Raw genomic sequence first — 15,125 nt, 5'->3', positions numbered from 1 at the left:
GCTGGTTAACCTTCCTGCGCGTAGATGATCCTGTGGTTCATTACGGATGGGGACACTTTTGTCAGTTCAACTTGGATTTTCAGATAGGTCTGAGCGTAAGCGACTGTTTTTGCTTATGTCTTTTTCGGTACTTGCAAGTGGGACAGCTTATTTCGCGCCGACGCAGTTTCTGGCGGTCTTGCTGATCTCGATCGCCGGGGCCACCGCGTTTGTGGCGCTTTGCAAGCTGGTTTCGGTCGGAATACGGAATCGAAGATCCCGCAATGCCCAGGCCGTGGTGGTTGATTTTATCGCAAATGACGCCAGCCCAAGCATGTTCGCCACTGAAAACGGCGTTCTGACAGCGCAGAATATGGCGGCTTCGGCCATGTTTCAGGACCATGGGGCGCAGACCGTGACGGCGCTGCTGTCGAGCCAGTTCGCCAATCCCGCCGCAATTGTCTTTCGGTTGCAAACCCGCGCCACGCAAACCGGCTCCGCCAGGGAAGATATCGTGACCAAGGACGGTCAGATGCGGCTGTCCGCGCATCGGGTACCTGCCGGCTTTCTTTGGCGGCTTGAGACAATTCAGGAGAAGACACAGCAGAAACGCTTCGCGAACGAGCAGCTTTTGCCGATGTTGATGGTGGGGCGTTCCGGTGCGGTGCTGTTCATGAACGACGCCGCACGCGGTCTGGTGGGCGCGCGGGTCAAGACGTTGGACCGGCTGTTCAAGAAACTGCCCGTGGCGCATGGCACCTTGGCCGAGGTTGTGACCACCCATGGGTCCGAAGTGATGATGGTGGCCGATGTCCCCGCCGGTGCAGGGCGGCGAGCACTTTATTTGCTGCCGGGCCATCCGGGGCATTCGGCTGATCTGGGTTGGCAAGCGTTTCAACAGCTGCCGATCCCGCTGATCAAGGTTGCACCTGACGGGACTATTCTTTCTTACAATACAATGGCGTCCAAATTGATTGGTGCGTCGCTGACATCCGAAGGCCACCTGACCGACCTGATGGAGGGTCTGGGGCGGTCGATCAACGATTGGCTGGCTGAGACACTGGAGGGGCGTCTGGTGCAGAAATCAGAGTTCTTGCGGCTCAAGCGGGATGATCGCGAGGTCTTCGTGCAGGTCACTTTAAACCTTGTCACAGAGCAAGGCGCGCCAGCACTGGTTGCGGTCCTGAATGACGCGACAGAGCTGAAGACGCTTGAGGCCCAATTTGTGCAGAGCCAGAAGATGCAGGCCATCGGGCAGCTTGCAGGGGGTGTTGCGCATGATTTCAATAATCTTTTGACTGCGATTTCAGGACATTGCGACCTGTTGTTATTGCGGCACGATCAGGGCGATCCGGACTTTAGCGATTTGGTGCAGATCAACCAGAATGCCAACAGGGCCGCTGCCTTGGTCGGGCAATTGCTGGCGTTTTCGCGCAAACAGACCTTGCGCCCCGAAACCCTGAACATGCGTGATACGCTTGCTGATCTGACGCACTTGCTGAACCGGCTTGTCGGCGAGAAAGTCACGTTGACCCTGAGCCATGACCCGATCTTGAATCCCATTCGCGCGGACAAACGGCAGCTTGAACAGGTGTTGATGAACCTGGTTGTGAATGCACGCGACGCAATGCCGTCGGGGGGCGAAATTCGGATTTGCACCGAAACAGTCGACTTGACCGAAGGGTTGACCCGAGACCGCGTGACGGTTCCTCCGGGGAAATACGTCACGGTGCAAGTCGCCGATGAAGGGCACGGGATTTCTGCAGACAAGCTGCAAAAGGTGTTCGAACCTTTTTTCACAACCAAGCGCACAGGCGAGGGCACAGGGCTGGGCCTTTCGACGGCCTATGGCATCATCAAGCAATCAGGCGGCTTCATTTTCGTCGATAGCACAGTAGGGGTCGGGACTGTCTTCACGCTGTATTTCCCGGTGATGGCACAAACCGTTGTGACCGAGAAGCAAGCCATTCCCGCGCCCTTGGCGGTGACGACGAAACATGATGACGGCATCGTGCTGCTGGTCGAAGACGAGGCCCCGGTGCGCGCCTTTGCCAGCCGGGCCTTGCGGATGCGAGGTTATACTGTGCTTGAGGCGGATTCAGCCGAAGTGGCGCTGAAGACCCTTGAAGACGAGACACTGAACATCGACGTCTTCGTCACGGATGTGATCATGCCCGGCATGGACGGCCCAAGCTGGGTCCGCGAGGCGCTTAAATGTCGACCCGGTGTCCCGGTGGTGTTCGTATCAGGCTATGCCGAGGATAGTTTCGAAGCCGCCCAGATGGCGATCCCGAATTCGGTCTTCCTGCCAAAGCCGTTTTCTTTGACGGACCTGACCAATACGGTTCACCGGCAAATGCGTTGATCAGGGAATCGAATCGTAAAGCGCGAATTCCTCGGCGAACTTCCGGCGAAAGCGGTCTTCGACGTCCGCAGATAATGACAATTCCATCTTGGGCGACTCGTTTTCGCGCTTCAGATCCAATGTGACGCCCAGCCTGTCTTGCAGGAATGCCTGAAGCCTTGGTTGGTCTTCGTAGCGAAAATAATGGGTGATGCCGGTCCCATTGGGTTGCGCTGCCATAAAGTTCAACTGGCTGCCGACATCGGCAAATCCAGGCTTTTTCCCTTTCATATAAGCCAATATGAACTCGTCAAAGGTCACATCAAAGGTCGCATTCGGCTTGCCCTGCATGAAAGGCCGGCGGCGATACCGGTACCAACTGCCCAGCCAGCTGATCGGCTCTCGCATCACCGCCATCAATTCAAGCTCTGCGTCGCATACCTTCAGAAACATGGGCCGCACGAACCGGTTGTAGCGATAGACCGGCGCATGCTTCAGCATTGGCGGCTCTGAGATCACCATGTCTGCACGCGGGGCGAGGGCCGTTTCATAGGCTGTCGTTCCGGTCTTGGGAACGGACAGAAACGCCAAACGTTCCTTAAAGAAAACAAGCATTTACACGAACCCCTTTTCTCGACGCGACAAACCTTGAAGCCGTACACCACTTTTTAATCACTTAGGCTAAAAGATGGAACCATAAACAAATCGATTGAAATGTTCTTCTTTTGGTCTCATATAGAACGTAAGAAGAACAAATGCGTGTGGCGCTGGCGGCGATTGCAGCTTGCGGGCCACTGTGACACTAAGGGGATAACCTATCATGGCAACGGCAGATCTTTTGACAATGGACAACAAGAAACAAGCTGAAAAGCAAAAAGCCCTCGACAGCGCGCTGGCACAGATTGAACGCCAGTTCGGCAAGGGGTCGATCATGAAACTTGGTGCCCCTGGTGCCATTCAGGACATCAAGTCAAGCTCGACGGGGTCGCTCGGGCTCGATATCGCATTGGGCATCGGTGGTTTGCCGATGGGCCGGATCATCGAGATTTATGGCCCCGAAAGCTCGGGCAAGACCACGCTGACACTGCATTGCGTGGCAGAGCAGCAGAAGGCGGGGGGCGTTTGCGCCTTTGTCGATGCGGAACACGCGCTTGACCCGCAATACGCAAGGAAATTGGGCGTCGACATCGACGAATTGCTGATCTCGCAGCCCGATACCGGTGAACAGGCGCTCGAGATCGTGGATACGCTGGTGCGCTCCGGCGCGGTGAACATGGTCGTGGTCGATTCCGTGGCGGCATTGACACCCAAGTCCGAACTTGAAGGCGATATGGGCGACAGTTCGGTCGGCGTTCAGGCGCGACTGATGTCGCAGGCGATGCGCAAGCTGACCGGATCGATCAGCCGTTCGAATTGCATGGTCATTTTCATCAACCAGATCCGGATGAAGATCGGCGTCATGTTCGGGTCACCCGAAACCACGTCCGGCGGTAACGCGTTGAAATTCTATTCCTCCGTGCGTCTGGATATCCGCCGTATCGGCGCGCTGAAAGACCGGGACGAGGTCGTCGGCAACGCAACCCGCGTCAAGATCGTGAAGAACAAGGTCGCGGCCCCTTTCAAACAGGTCGAATTCGACATCATGTATGGCGAAGGCATCTCGAAAATGGGCGAACTGCTGGACTTGGGTGTCAAGGCAGGCGTGGTCGACAAGTCGGGGTCGTGGTTCAGCTATGGCGACGAACGGATCGGGCAGGGGCGCGAGAACGCCAAGACCTTTCTGAGAGAAAACGAAGCCATGGCGATGGAGATCGAGGACAAGATTCGCGCCGCCCACGGTCTGGATTTCGACGGCTCAGAGAAAGACGATATCGATATTCTCGAAGCTTGATCCCAAAGCCGGGACATTTTCAAAGGGCGTGCCACTTCGGCGCGCCCTTTTTCATGCGGCCCCCCTGTGGACAGTGCGCATCTGCACAGCTATTTGATATGCAACCCATTTGCCCCTCGAAAGGCCCCGCATATGAAGACGCTAAACGATATCCGCTCAACCTTTTTGGGATACTTTGAACGGCACGGCCATTCCGTCCAGCCCTCCAGCCCGCTGGTCCCGCGAAATGACCCGACGCTGATGTTTGCAAACTCGGGCATGGTGCAGTTCAAAAACCTGTTCACCGGTGTCGAGACGCGTGATTACAAACGTGCCACAACTGCGCAAAAATGTGTGCGCGCGGGCGGCAAGCACAATGACCTCGACAATGTCGGCTATACGGCGCGGCATCATACCTTCTTTGAGATGCTGGGGAATTTCAGCTTTGGTGATTATTTCAAGGCCGAGGCAATTGCCTTTTCCTGGGAACTGATCACCAAGGAATTCGGCATCGACCCCAAGCGCCTCTACGTCACCGTCTATCACACAGACGATGAGGCCGCAGATATCTGGAAAAAAGTCGCGGGCCTGCCGGATGAGCGCATCATCCGGATCGCGACCGATGACAATTTCTGGATGATGGGACCCACGGGCCCGTGCGGCCCCTGTTCCGAGATCTTCTACGACCACGGTGACCACATCTGGGGCGGGCCTCCGGGCTCTCCCGAAGAAGATGGCGACCGTTTCGTCGAAATCTGGAATCTCGTTTTCATGCAATACGAACAATTCCCCGACGGCACGCGCAAGCCGTTGCCAAACCAGTCGATTGATACCGGTATGGGGATCGAACGGGTTGCCGCATTGCTGCAAGGCACCAACGACAACTATGCAACCGATCTGATGCGCAATCTGATCCTGGCCAGCGCGAATGCGTCCAACACCGACCCTGACGGACCTGGCAAGACCCATCACCGCGTGATCGCGGATCACCTGCGGTCGACGTCGTTTCTGATTGCCGACGGGGTGATGCCGTCCAATGACGGGCGTGGATATGTGCTGCGCCGGATCATGCGCCGCGCCATGCGCCATGCGCATCTGTTGGGAATTCAGGACCCGCTGATGCACCGATTGGTACCCGAACTGGTGCGCCAGATGGGCGGGGCCTACCCGGAGCTTGGGCAGGCCCAGTCGCTGATCACCGAAACCCTTCTTTTGGAAGAAACCCGTTTCAAAAAGACCCTAGACCGCGGCCTTAAACTGCTGGACGACGAACTGAAGGGCCTTCCCGAAGGTGCCAACCTTTCTGGTGAAGCGGCGTTCAAGCTGTATGACACCTACGGTTTTCCTGTCGATCTGACCCAAGATGCATTGCGGGAACAGGATCGGAGCGTGGACCTCGAAGGCTTCAGTGCCGCGATGGAAAAACAGAAGGCATTGGCGCGTGCCGCATGGTCCGGCTCGGGCGAGGCGGCGGATGCGACAGTCTGGTTCGATGTTGCTGAAAACGCCGGCACGACAGATTTTCTTGGCTATGATACCGAAACGGCCGAAGGCCAGATCGTGGCACTGATCCAGGATGGCGCTCAGGTCGATGCTGCCAAGACAGGTGACAAGGTTCAGATCGCGCTGAACCAGACGCCATTTTATGCGGAAAGCGGCGGGCAGGTGGGCGACACCGGCCTGATCAAGACTGAAACCGGCAGCGTGACCGTCACCGACACCCGCAAGACCGCTGGTGTGTTCATTCACTTCGGCGATGTGACCGAGGGCACCATCACCACTGGCCAGGCCGCCGTGCTCGACGTTGATCACGCCCGCCGCACCTCCATCCGTGCCAACCATTCGGCAACGCACTTGCTGCACGAAGCGTTGCGCAATGCGCTTGGCGATCACGTGGCACAGCGCGGGTCGCTGAATGCAGCCGACCGTCTGCGCTTTGACTACAGCCACAACAGCCCGATGAGCGCTGAGGAACTGGCCCAGGTTGAACAAGAGGTAAACACCTACATCCGGCAGAATGCGCCGGTCGAGACACGCATCATGACCCCGGATGACGCTCGTGGCTTGGGGGCTCAGGCCTTGTTTGGCGAAAAATATGGTGACGAAGTGCGTGTCGTGTCAATGGGGCGTCAGCCCGGATCCGGCAAGGGCGCGGATAAATCCACCTATTCGCTCGAACTTTGCGGCGGTACCCATGTGCGCCAGACGGGGGACATCGGTGCCTTCGTCCTGCTGGGCGACAGTTCAAGCAGTTCCGGTGTGCGCCGGATCGAGGCTCTGACCGGTACCGAAGCGCTGTCATGGCTGCGCGCCCAGGAAACCGCCCTGTCGCGTGTCGCAGCAGAGCTGAAAACCTCGACCGCCGATGTGCCTGACCGCGTCCGCGCGCTGCTGGACGAACGCCGTGCCCTGGCAAACGAAGTTGCGCAATTGCGCCGCGAACTGGCTATGTCCGGTGGTGGCGCTGCCGCCCCCGAAGCACGCGATGTGAACGGCATGAAATTCATGGCACAAGTTCTATCGGGCGTCACGGGCAAGGACCTGCCTGCCTTGGTCGATGAATACAAGGCCAAGCTTGGTAGCGGTGTCGTGCTTTTGATCGCGGATGCCGACGGCAAGGCGGCGGTTGCCGCAGGCGTGACCGCCGATCTGACGTCGCAGGTTTCGGCGGTCGACATCGCCAAAGCGGCTGTGGCTGAATTGGGTGGCAAGGGTGGCGGTGGCCGTCCTGACATGGCCCAAGGCGGGGCCAAGGACGTCGCAAATGCAGATGCGGCCATCGCGGCCGCCGAATCCATCTTGAAAGGATAATCCCATGCCAGCACTCTGGATCGCCCACGTCACCGTCACCGACGACGATGCCTATGGTAAATACGCCAAACTTGCCGGCCCCGCGATTGCGGATCACGGCGGCAAGTTCCTCGCCCGCGGGGCGCGCTTCGTGCAGCTCGAGGGCAAAGAACGCCCCCGCAATGTCGTCGCCCGCTTCCCATCCCTGGAGGAGGCCGTCGCCTGCTATAACTCTGACGCATACCAAGAGGCTCTTGCCCACGCCAAGGGTGCCTCCGAGCGTGAGCTGATGGTTATCGAGATCGACGAATAAGGCAGACTGTTCGGTATGGATGGCGCGGCCTTATCCGCCATCTCAAGCTAAATAATTAGTCTTTAGCCATGCCTTGGCCCGTTCTTAACATGGGCCAAGGCATAAACTTATCTGCGGCCTGATTGGCGCGGTAGCGCAGCCAAATCTGATCATACTTCTGACCTTTTCGACGGGTACTACCCAAGCCTTTGCGCTGATCAACGCCAAGGCTCAGAAAACATCGACCGGCCATAGCCACGTTTCTGATCGCCGCTCCGGTAACGGGAATATCGCGGGATGTATTCGCGTCACCCGAAAAGACACTGACCATGTCCCGCCTGTGCCGAAAAATGCGACCGTCGCCATCATCTTGGCTCCGATAAATCCTTCAAACTCACCTGCGGCCAGCCCCAACGAAAAAGGGAGGCCCAAAGCCCCCCAATTCCAAATGGTCTAAAATCCTGGGGTCTGGGGCTAGCCCCAGTCCGACAGTCGCTTAGGCGGACTTTGCCATCCGCTTACGCTCGTGCGGGTCCAGATAGCGTTTACGCAGACGAATCGCGTTTGGCGTGACTTCTACCAGTTCATCATCGTCGATATAGGCGATTGCCTGCTCCAATGTCAGCGTCACCGGTGTCGTCAGGCGCACGGCTTCGTCCGTACCGGAAGCACGCACGTTGGTCAGCTGCTTGCCCTTCAACGGGTTCACTTCAAGGTCATTTTCACGGCTGTGTTCCCCGATAATCATGCCCTGATAAACGGCTTCCTGTGCGCCGATAAAGAACTTGCCGCGGTCTTCCAGTTTCCAGAGCGCATAGGAAACTGACGTGCCGTTTTCCATCGAAATCAAAACGCCGGCACGACGACCGGGGATTGCGCCCTTATGCGGTGCCCAGCTGTGGAATACGCGGTTCAAGACGCCCGTGCCGCGGGTGTCGGTCAGGAACTCGCCGTGATACCCGATCAGGCCGCGCGACGGGACCAGCGCGATAATGCGGGTCTTGCCGGCACCGGCTGGCTTCATCTCGGCCAGTTCGCCTTTGCGGGGGCCGGTGATCTTCTCGATCACGGCGCCGGAATATTCATCATCCACGTCGATTGTGACTTCTTCGACGGGCTCAAGACGCTCGCCGTTCTCACCTTCGCGGAACAGAACCTGAGGACGGGACACCGACAACTCAAAGCCTTCGCGGCGCATGTTTTCGATCAAAACGCCCATCTGAAGTTCGCCACGACCTGCAACCTCAAACGCTTCGCCGCCGGGCGTGTCGGAAATCTTGATCGCCACGTTCGATTCGGCTTCTTTCATCAAACGGTCACGGATGACGCGTGACTGAACTTTCTTGCCGTCACGGCCTGCAAGCGGGCTGTCGTTGATGCCGAAGGTGATGGTGATCGTGGGCGGATCGATCGGCTGCGCGGGCAGGGCGGTGTTCACCGACGGGGCGACGATACTATCGGCCACGGTGGCTTTGCTCATCCCGGCGATGGATACGATATCGCCTGCTTCGGCGACTTCGATCGGCTGCTGGCTCAGGCCGCGGAACGCCATGATTTTGGTGACGCGGAAATTTTCGATCAGCGTGCCGTCACGGGACAATGCCTTGACTTGCTCGCCTGTTTTTAACTGGCCGGTTTCGACGCGGCCCGTCAGCATACGACCGATGAACGCGTCAGCGCCCAATGTGGTTGCCAGCATGGTAAACGGCTTGTCGATGTCCTTGAGCTGCTTTGGGGCCTGAACATGTTCTACGATCAGGTCGAACAGGGCAGAGAGGTCCTTGCGCGGACCGTCAAGCTCCATATCTGCCCAGCCATTCCGGCCCGAAGCGTACATGTGCGGGAAATCAAGTTGTTCGTCGCTTGCACCAAGGCTGGCGAACAGGTCGAAGCATTCGTCCAACGCGCGATCCGGTTCGGCGTCGCCCTTGTCAACCTTGTTCAGCACCACGATGGGCTTGAGGCCAAGGGCAAGCGCCTTTGAGGTCACGAATTTCGTCTGTGGCATCGGGCCTTCGGCCGCATCGACCAGCAGAACCACACCATCAACCATCGACAGGATACGTTCAACTTCGCCGCCGAAATCGGCGTGGCCGGGGGTGTCTACGATATTGATGCGCAGGCCCTTCCATTCCACGGACGTGGGTTTGGCAAAGATCGTAATGCCGCGTTCGCGTTCCAGATCGTTGCTGTCCATGGCGCGTTCGGTGGTCGCCTGGTTTTCACGGTAGGTGCCGGATTGTTTCAGAAGTTCGTCGACCAGCGTGGTTTTGCCGTGGTCAACGTGAGCGATGATTGCGATGTTGCGCATGTCCATGAGGAGATAGCCTTTGAATAGGAAACAGGGCCGCGCGCTATTGCACCGCAGCATTTGCGCCGCGCATACCGTGACGCGGCACAGAAAGCCAGCCCTAAAGCCACGCAAGACGCCGTGTCACGCAGGTTTCAGTGGGTTGTGGTGTTCGAGAACAGGTGAATGACCAAAATACCCGCGATGATCATCAATAAACCCAACAGCGCAGGCAGGTCCAGCTTTTGCCCGAAGATGACATAGCCGATACCGGCGATGCACACGATCCCCAAACCGGACCAGATCGCATAGACGATTCCCACCGGCATTACCTTGAGCGCCAGCGCCATGAAGTAGAACGAGATCAGGTAGAATACCACCACCCCGACCGATGGCCACAGCCGTGTGAACTGTTGCGAGGCCTGCAGGGCGGTTGTGCCCAACGTCTCGGATATGATCGCAATGAAGAGCCACAGGTAATGCATTGACTTAATTCCCTTTTCACAGCGGCAGCGCGGTGGTTTCCTTGATCTCTTCCATCACGAAACTGGCCGAGACATCCGCGAGCGTCACCCGGCGGATCAGCGATTGATACAAGCGGTCATATCCCGCCATATCCGCAACCCGTGCGCGGATCAAATAATCCAGATCGCCGGTCATGCGGTATACACCTTGGATTTCTGGCATGGATTTGGTGGCCTTTGAAAAGGTCTCAAGCCAGCCGGGTTCGTGGGCGTTGGTCCGGATCTGCATGAACACTGTTAATCCCAGACCCAGCTTGTCCGGGTCCAGCAGCGCCACCCGGGCGGTGATCACACCATCCTCCTCCAAGGCGCGGATGCGCCGCCAGCAGGCATTGCGCGACAGGTTGATGCGTTCGCTGATCTGATCCATGGACTGGCTGGCGTCGCGTTGCAATTCATCCAGAATACGGCGGTCTGTGGTGTCATATTGTCTCATGGAATGGACAATGGCGTTGATTTTATCCTACATCAATCCCGAAGGTCAGAAATTTTGGGACATATATCCTGTCTGTTCTTGCTAGGGTGTCTGAGAAGTATCAGACAGGAGCAGACCGATGATTTCTCGCGTTTTTCTGGACCATCCAGCACAGGTCAACGAGACCTTTCTAGAGCATATGGCGTTTGCGTTGAAATTCTCGGGGCTGCTTTTTGCCGCGGCCGGTGCCGCGCTTGTCCACGCTGTAATCCCGTGTCTGTTTGAAAAGACCGCCAGCGGAATCATCGCCAGACTTTACGCCAAAACACACAATCGCGGGCAATAGAGGCAAAGCCCTTAGGTTGCGATGTATCTGTCGCGGCGGTGGTTGAAGGTGATAATCAGGTTCAACACGACCGCGCCCAGCAGCGAATAGACGACCACCGTCGCAGGAAACAGAAACAAGGCCACTGTAAAGATGATCGCGTCGGTGATCAGTTGCACCCATCCGGCCTTGAAACCGGTGGTATCCTGGACGAGCAGCGCGATCACGCCAAGCCCGCCCAATGACCCGTTGTGGCGGAACATGGCCAACAGGCCCAACCCCACGAGCGATCCGAAAATTACGGCACCCAACGCGGGATCGAGGGACTGGATCACGAACCCAAGGGGGAGGAGTTCCGTCACCACGGACAAGAGCGAGACCGAAATAAGCGATTTGATGGTAAATTCCATGCCCAGACGTTTGTAAGCGATGAAATAGAACGGCAGATTGATGGCAAAGAACACAATGCCAAAGGAATATCCTGTCAGATAGGCGATGATCACGGCCAAACCGGCAGTTTGGCCCGTAATCAGTCCAACGGACGTCAGAACATGAATGCCAATTCCGCACAGGAAAATGCCAAGGCTTAAACCTTGGACATCATCGGTCACGCTATGGTCGGTTGTGTGTGCTATCTCCATATGCGTCACTTAGGGCAGCAAGACTGACCTGTCTAGAGCGCTCGGACAATTTGTCGCCCTTATGTGTGGTCAACCTGGTCTGAGGGCTGGTAACGCACAAAAAAGGGCCGCCCTGTTCGGTGCGGCCCTTTGAACTTATCCGCTCAAGGCTTTGTTCAGGTTCTCATCGACCTTCTCAAGGAAGCCCATCGTGGTCAGCCAGCCCTGGTCAGGCCCGACCAACAGCGCCAGGTCTTTGGTCATGTGACCGGATTCCACGGTGCTAACTACGGTCTTTTCCAGGGTCTCTGCAAAGCGGGTCAGTGCCGCGTTGTTGTCCAGTTTGCCGCGATGCTTCAGGCCGCCTGTCCAGGCGTAGATCGACGCGATGGAATTGGTCGATGTTTCCTCGCCCTTCTGGTGCTGGCGGTAGTGGCGGGTGACGGTACCATGGGCCGCCTCGGCCTCGACCGTCTGGCCGTCTGGTGTCATCAGCACCGACGTCATCAGCCCAAGCGAGCCGAAGCCCTGTGCAACGGTATCGGATTGCACATCGCCATCGTAGTTCTTGCAGGCCCAGACGTAGCCGCCGTTCCACTTCATCGCACAGGCCACCATGTCGTCGATCAACCGGTGTTCATAGGTGATCCCGGCAGCCTTGAATTTATCAGCAAATTCAGTCTCGTAGATGTGCTGGAACAGTTCAAGGAAACGGCCGTCATACTGTTTCAGGATCGTGTTCTTGGTGCTTAGATACACCGGCCAGCCAAGGTTCAGGCCATAGTTCATCGACGCGCGGGCGAAATCGATGATGGATTTATCAAGGTTGTACATCGCCATGACCACGCCAGAATCCGGTGCATCGAACACTTCGCGCTCGATCTCGGTGCCATCTTCGCCGACGAATTTCAGCGTCAGCTTGCCCTTACCGGGGAATTTGAAATCGGTGGCTTTGTACTGGTCGCCGTAAGCGTGGCGGCCCACGACGATCGGTTTGGTCCAGCCGGGCACAAGGCGGGGCACATTCTTGCAGATGATCGGCTGGCGGAAAATCACGCCGCCCAGAATGTTCCGGATCGTCCCGTTGGGGGAACGCCACATCTCTTTCAGGCCGAATTCTTCGACCCGTGCCTCGTCCGGGGTGATCGTCGCGCATTTGACGCCGACGCCGTATTCTTTGATTGCGTGGGCCGCGTCGATGGTGATCTGGTCGTTCGTCTCGTCGCGGACTTCCATGCCAAGGTCATAATATTTCAGATCCACATCAAGGTAGGGCAGGATCAGCTTTTCCTTGATGAAATGCCAGATGATCCGGGTCATTTCATCGCCGTCGAGTTCGACAATCGGGTTGTCTACCTTGATCTTGGTCATGGGCGCGGTTCCTTTGATGCGTGTCCAAGGGCGTCATAGCTGATCTGAACGCGTTTAGATAGACGGTATACATCAGTATACCGAATTTCATTTGTGTGGAGGCAGTGGTTGCACAGATTGTATGAAGATCGCGTGAAAATCGCGCAGTTACCAAGCGAAATCGCCTAGCGGTTTGCCGCAAACCAGGCCGAGACCTTCTTTTGGGCAAAGTGCCACAGCCCCGGCGCGCCGGTCGCGATTTTCGAGCCGACTTTTTCAACGAACTTGTCTTCGGTAACGTTGTATTCGACCCAGCTGCCGCCATCCGCAGCAAGGTTCTGCATCGGCGGCTGGAACCGGTCGAGCGATTTGGCAAAGCGGGCGGTAGCGGTCGTGTTGGCCTCGAATTCTTCCCAAGTTGCGCGAAGATCATCGCCCAAGTCATTGGGAAGTAATCCGAATATACGATCAGCCGCGATCTGTTCCTGCGCTTCCATCGCGATCTGATCGTAGTCGCCAAAGATCGGATTGTCGCCCGCGTCTATTTCGACCAGATCATGCAGGATCAGCATCTTGATCACGCGGGTCACGTCCACGTCCGGCCCGGCCTGATCGGCCAGCACTAAGGCGTAAAGGGTCAAATGCCAGCTGTGTTCCGCTGAGTTTTCGGCCCGAGAGGCGTCACACAACAACGTGCCTCGGTTGACCGACTTGAGCTTGTCTGCCTCGTTCAGAAAGGCGATTTGCTGCTCAAGCCGTTCGGTCATGCCTTGGGTTCTTTCGCTTTGTGGGCTGCGAGGGCCTTGTTCAGAAACGCACGGCCCTGAAACGTCGCCATCCGTGTGCGGATCGCAGTCACGAAGGCTTCTTCCATGGTTTGGGAAGAGGCCCCCAGAACCCCGGCGACCTCCATGAACAAACGGTCATTGCCGGTCTCGCGTTGTACAGCAAGACATTCTTCGGCCAGTTGGTTTGCCATGTCGATGACGTTCTGGTCCGCCATCAGCGAGAGGTCTCGGTCAGGCGGCGTTTTACGTAGTCGGTGGTTGACGTGATCAGCGTGTCCATGTGCGGCTCTTCAAAGAAGTGGCCTGCACCTTCGATCTGCTGGTGCGTGATCGTGATGCCTTTCTGCTCGTGCAGCTTGTTGACCAGATTGACCGTATCAGCGGGCGGAGCCACGCGGTCGGCGGTGCCGTTGATTACCAGACCGGATGCCGGGCAGGGGGCCAGGAAGCTGAAGTCGTACATGTTGGCGGGCGGTGCCACCGAGATGAAGCCGGTGATTTCAGGCCGGCGCATCAGCAGTTGCATGCCGATCCATGCCCCGAACGAGAAACCCGCAACCCAGCAATGCTTGGAATTGTTGTTCATCGATTGCAGGTAATCAAGCGCCGACGCGGCATCGGACAATTCGCCGATCCCCTGATCATATTCGCCCTGGCTGCGCCCGACGCCACGGAAATTGAACCGCAGAACGGTGAACCCCATCCGGTAGAAGGCGTAGTGCATGTTATACACTACCTTGTGGTTCATGGTGCCGCCAAACTGAGGGTGCGGGTGCAGAAGAATGGCGATTGGCGCGTCGCGTTCCTTCTGTGGGTGGTAGCGGCCTTCGAGGCGGCCTTCGGGTCCGGGAAAAATAACCTCGGGCATGGGCGTCCCTAAATTGGGCTCTGAAGATGAAGGGGAATAGTTGACGAATTCCCTAAGACATCTTAGAACGGTTCTAACTTGCATGATCCCAGCGTTTCTGAGGATCAGGCACTGCACTTAGGCATTAACACCGCTGCCGTCAATCTAGCTGGCGATTTTGGCAAGGGAACGCATGATATGAAACTGTCGACCAAAGGGCGTTATGCGATGGTGGCGCTGACGGATATCGCGCTGCAACCCCCCGGCGGGCTGGTGAGCCTTGGCGACATTGCAGAGCGGCAGTCGATCTCCTTGCCTTATCTGGAGCAGTTGTTTGTCAAACTGCGCCGCGCTGAACTGGTGGCGTCTGTGCGCGGACCGGGGGGCGGTTACCGGCTGGGACGGCCTGCATCGGATATCCGTGTCGTCGATATTCTGAGCGCGGTGGATGAAAAGGTTGATGCGATGCATGTGGGGGCAGGTGCCTCGGGTGGATCGTCGGGCAGTCGGGCGCAGTCCCTGACCAACCGGCTGTGGGAGGGGTTGAGCGCGCAGGTTTACGTGTTCTTGCACCAGACGCGGCTGTCGGATGTGGTGGCCAATGAACTGGCACCCTGTCCGGCTGTGCCCAACCTGTTTGCCGTGGTGGACGAGGAATGACCGAAGGTGCGGGCGCGCAAGCGCGATTATT

Annotated in this window: 15 protein-coding genes; 6 read left to right on the top strand and 9 right to left on the bottom strand. The window is 57.4% G+C overall.

Annotated elements, in window-relative coordinates:
- Window positions 1-115 precede the first annotated feature (115 nt).
- Window positions 116-2,344, top strand: a complete 2,229-nt coding sequence (locus RGAI101_RS04180; protein ID WP_008227087.1) for an ATP-binding protein — start codon at window positions 116-118, stop codon at window positions 2,342-2,344.
- Here the strand turns inward: RGAI101_RS04180 and RGAI101_RS04175 are convergent, their stop codons facing one another.
- The gene (locus RGAI101_RS04175) at window positions 2,345-2,938 is read right to left on the bottom strand and encodes a hypothetical protein (RefSeq protein ID WP_037227353.1); all 594 of its coding nucleotides are present in this window, start codon (window positions 2,936-2,938) and stop codon (window positions 2,345-2,347) included. It lies immediately after the preceding gene.
- A 205-nt stretch (window positions 2,939-3,143) separates the two neighbouring features.
- Here RGAI101_RS04175 and recA point away from each other — a divergent pair, with 205 nt between their 5' ends.
- The 3 genes from recA to RGAI101_RS04160 all read left to right on the top strand — a co-directional run bounded on the left by recA (window position 3,144) and on the right by RGAI101_RS04160 (window position 7,296).
- Complete coding sequence (gene recA / locus RGAI101_RS04170; protein WP_008226660.1) at window positions 3,144-4,214, top strand: recombinase RecA; 1,071 nt, start codon at window positions 3,144-3,146, stop codon at window positions 4,212-4,214.
- A 132-nt stretch (window positions 4,215-4,346) separates the two neighbouring features.
- Complete coding sequence (gene alaS / locus RGAI101_RS04165; RefSeq protein WP_008227482.1) at window positions 4,347-7,004, top strand: alanine--tRNA ligase; 2,658 nt, start codon at window positions 4,347-4,349, stop codon at window positions 7,002-7,004.
- A gap of 4 nt (window positions 7,005-7,008) precedes the next feature.
- Complete coding sequence (locus RGAI101_RS04160; protein WP_008225871.1) at window positions 7,009-7,296, top strand: DUF1330 domain-containing protein; 288 nt, start codon at window positions 7,009-7,011, stop codon at window positions 7,294-7,296.
- Window positions 7,297-7,771: 475 nt separating this feature from the next.
- Here the strand turns inward: RGAI101_RS04160 and typA are convergent, their stop codons facing one another.
- The 3 genes from typA to RGAI101_RS04140 all read right to left on the bottom strand — a co-directional run bounded on the left by typA (window position 7,772) and on the right by RGAI101_RS04140 (window position 10,525).
- Window positions 7,772-9,592 (bottom strand): translational GTPase TypA, encoded by a 1,821-nt coding sequence (gene typA, locus RGAI101_RS04150; protein WP_008227158.1) that lies wholly within the window; start codon window positions 9,590-9,592, stop codon window positions 7,772-7,774.
- A 128-nt stretch (window positions 9,593-9,720) separates the two neighbouring features.
- Window positions 9,721-10,050 carry a DMT family transporter gene (locus RGAI101_RS04145; RefSeq protein ID WP_008226387.1) on the bottom strand — a complete coding sequence of 110 codons (330 nt, stop codon included), beginning with the start codon at window positions 10,048-10,050 and terminating at the stop codon, window positions 9,721-9,723.
- Window positions 10,051-10,066: 16 nt separating this feature from the next.
- Complete coding sequence (locus tag RGAI101_RS04140; protein WP_008225116.1) at window positions 10,067-10,525, bottom strand: Lrp/AsnC family transcriptional regulator; 459 nt, start codon at window positions 10,523-10,525, stop codon at window positions 10,067-10,069.
- A gap of 118 nt (window positions 10,526-10,643) precedes the next feature.
- Here RGAI101_RS04140 and RGAI101_RS04135 point away from each other — a divergent pair, with 118 nt between their 5' ends.
- Complete coding sequence (locus RGAI101_RS04135; RefSeq protein WP_008225606.1) at window positions 10,644-10,850, top strand: DUF6356 family protein; 207 nt, start codon at window positions 10,644-10,646, stop codon at window positions 10,848-10,850.
- An 11-nt stretch (window positions 10,851-10,861) separates the two neighbouring features.
- On the opposite strand, the gene RGAI101_RS04130 is transcribed toward RGAI101_RS04135, so the two are convergent.
- From RGAI101_RS04130 to RGAI101_RS04110, 5 genes are all read right to left on the bottom strand, one after another.
- A complete protein-coding gene (locus tag RGAI101_RS04130) occupies window positions 10,862-11,470 on the bottom strand; it encodes a YitT family protein (protein WP_037227350.1) in 609 nt (202 codons plus the stop codon).
- Between the two features lie 135 nt (window positions 11,471-11,605).
- Entirely contained in the window at window positions 11,606-12,820 is a 1,215-nt protein-coding gene (locus RGAI101_RS04125) for an NADP-dependent isocitrate dehydrogenase (protein WP_008226192.1), read from the bottom strand.
- A gap of 164 nt (window positions 12,821-12,984) precedes the next feature.
- Window positions 12,985-13,566 carry an HD domain-containing protein gene (locus RGAI101_RS04120; RefSeq protein ID WP_008228758.1) on the bottom strand — a complete coding sequence of 194 codons (582 nt, stop codon included), beginning with the start codon at window positions 13,564-13,566 and terminating at the stop codon, window positions 12,985-12,987.
- Complete coding sequence (locus RGAI101_RS04115) at window positions 13,563-13,802, bottom strand: hypothetical protein (RefSeq protein ID WP_037227341.1); 240 nt, start codon at window positions 13,800-13,802, stop codon at window positions 13,563-13,565. The genes RGAI101_RS04120 and RGAI101_RS04115 overlap by 4 nt, the downstream gene beginning before the upstream one ends.
- Window positions 13,802-14,455 (bottom strand): alpha/beta hydrolase, encoded by a 654-nt coding sequence (locus RGAI101_RS04110; protein ID WP_008226526.1) that lies wholly within the window; start codon window positions 14,453-14,455, stop codon window positions 13,802-13,804. The genes RGAI101_RS04115 and RGAI101_RS04110 overlap by 1 nt, the downstream gene beginning before the upstream one ends.
- Before the next feature lie 177 nt (window positions 14,456-14,632).
- Between RGAI101_RS04110 and RGAI101_RS04105 the strand changes: the two genes are divergently transcribed.
- Window positions 14,633-15,094 carry an Rrf2 family transcriptional regulator gene (locus RGAI101_RS04105; RefSeq protein WP_008228646.1) on the top strand — a complete coding sequence of 154 codons (462 nt, stop codon included), beginning with the start codon at window positions 14,633-14,635 and terminating at the stop codon, window positions 15,092-15,094.
- Window positions 15,095-15,125: the final 31 nt, after the last annotated feature.

This window comes from Roseobacter sp. GAI101 (assembly GCF_000156335.1).
GTDB lineage: Bacteria > Pseudomonadota > Alphaproteobacteria > Rhodobacterales > Rhodobacteraceae > Sulfitobacter.
The sequence above is the reverse complement of the archived record's forward strand: the minus strand, read 5'-3'. Positions and strand labels throughout refer to the sequence as shown.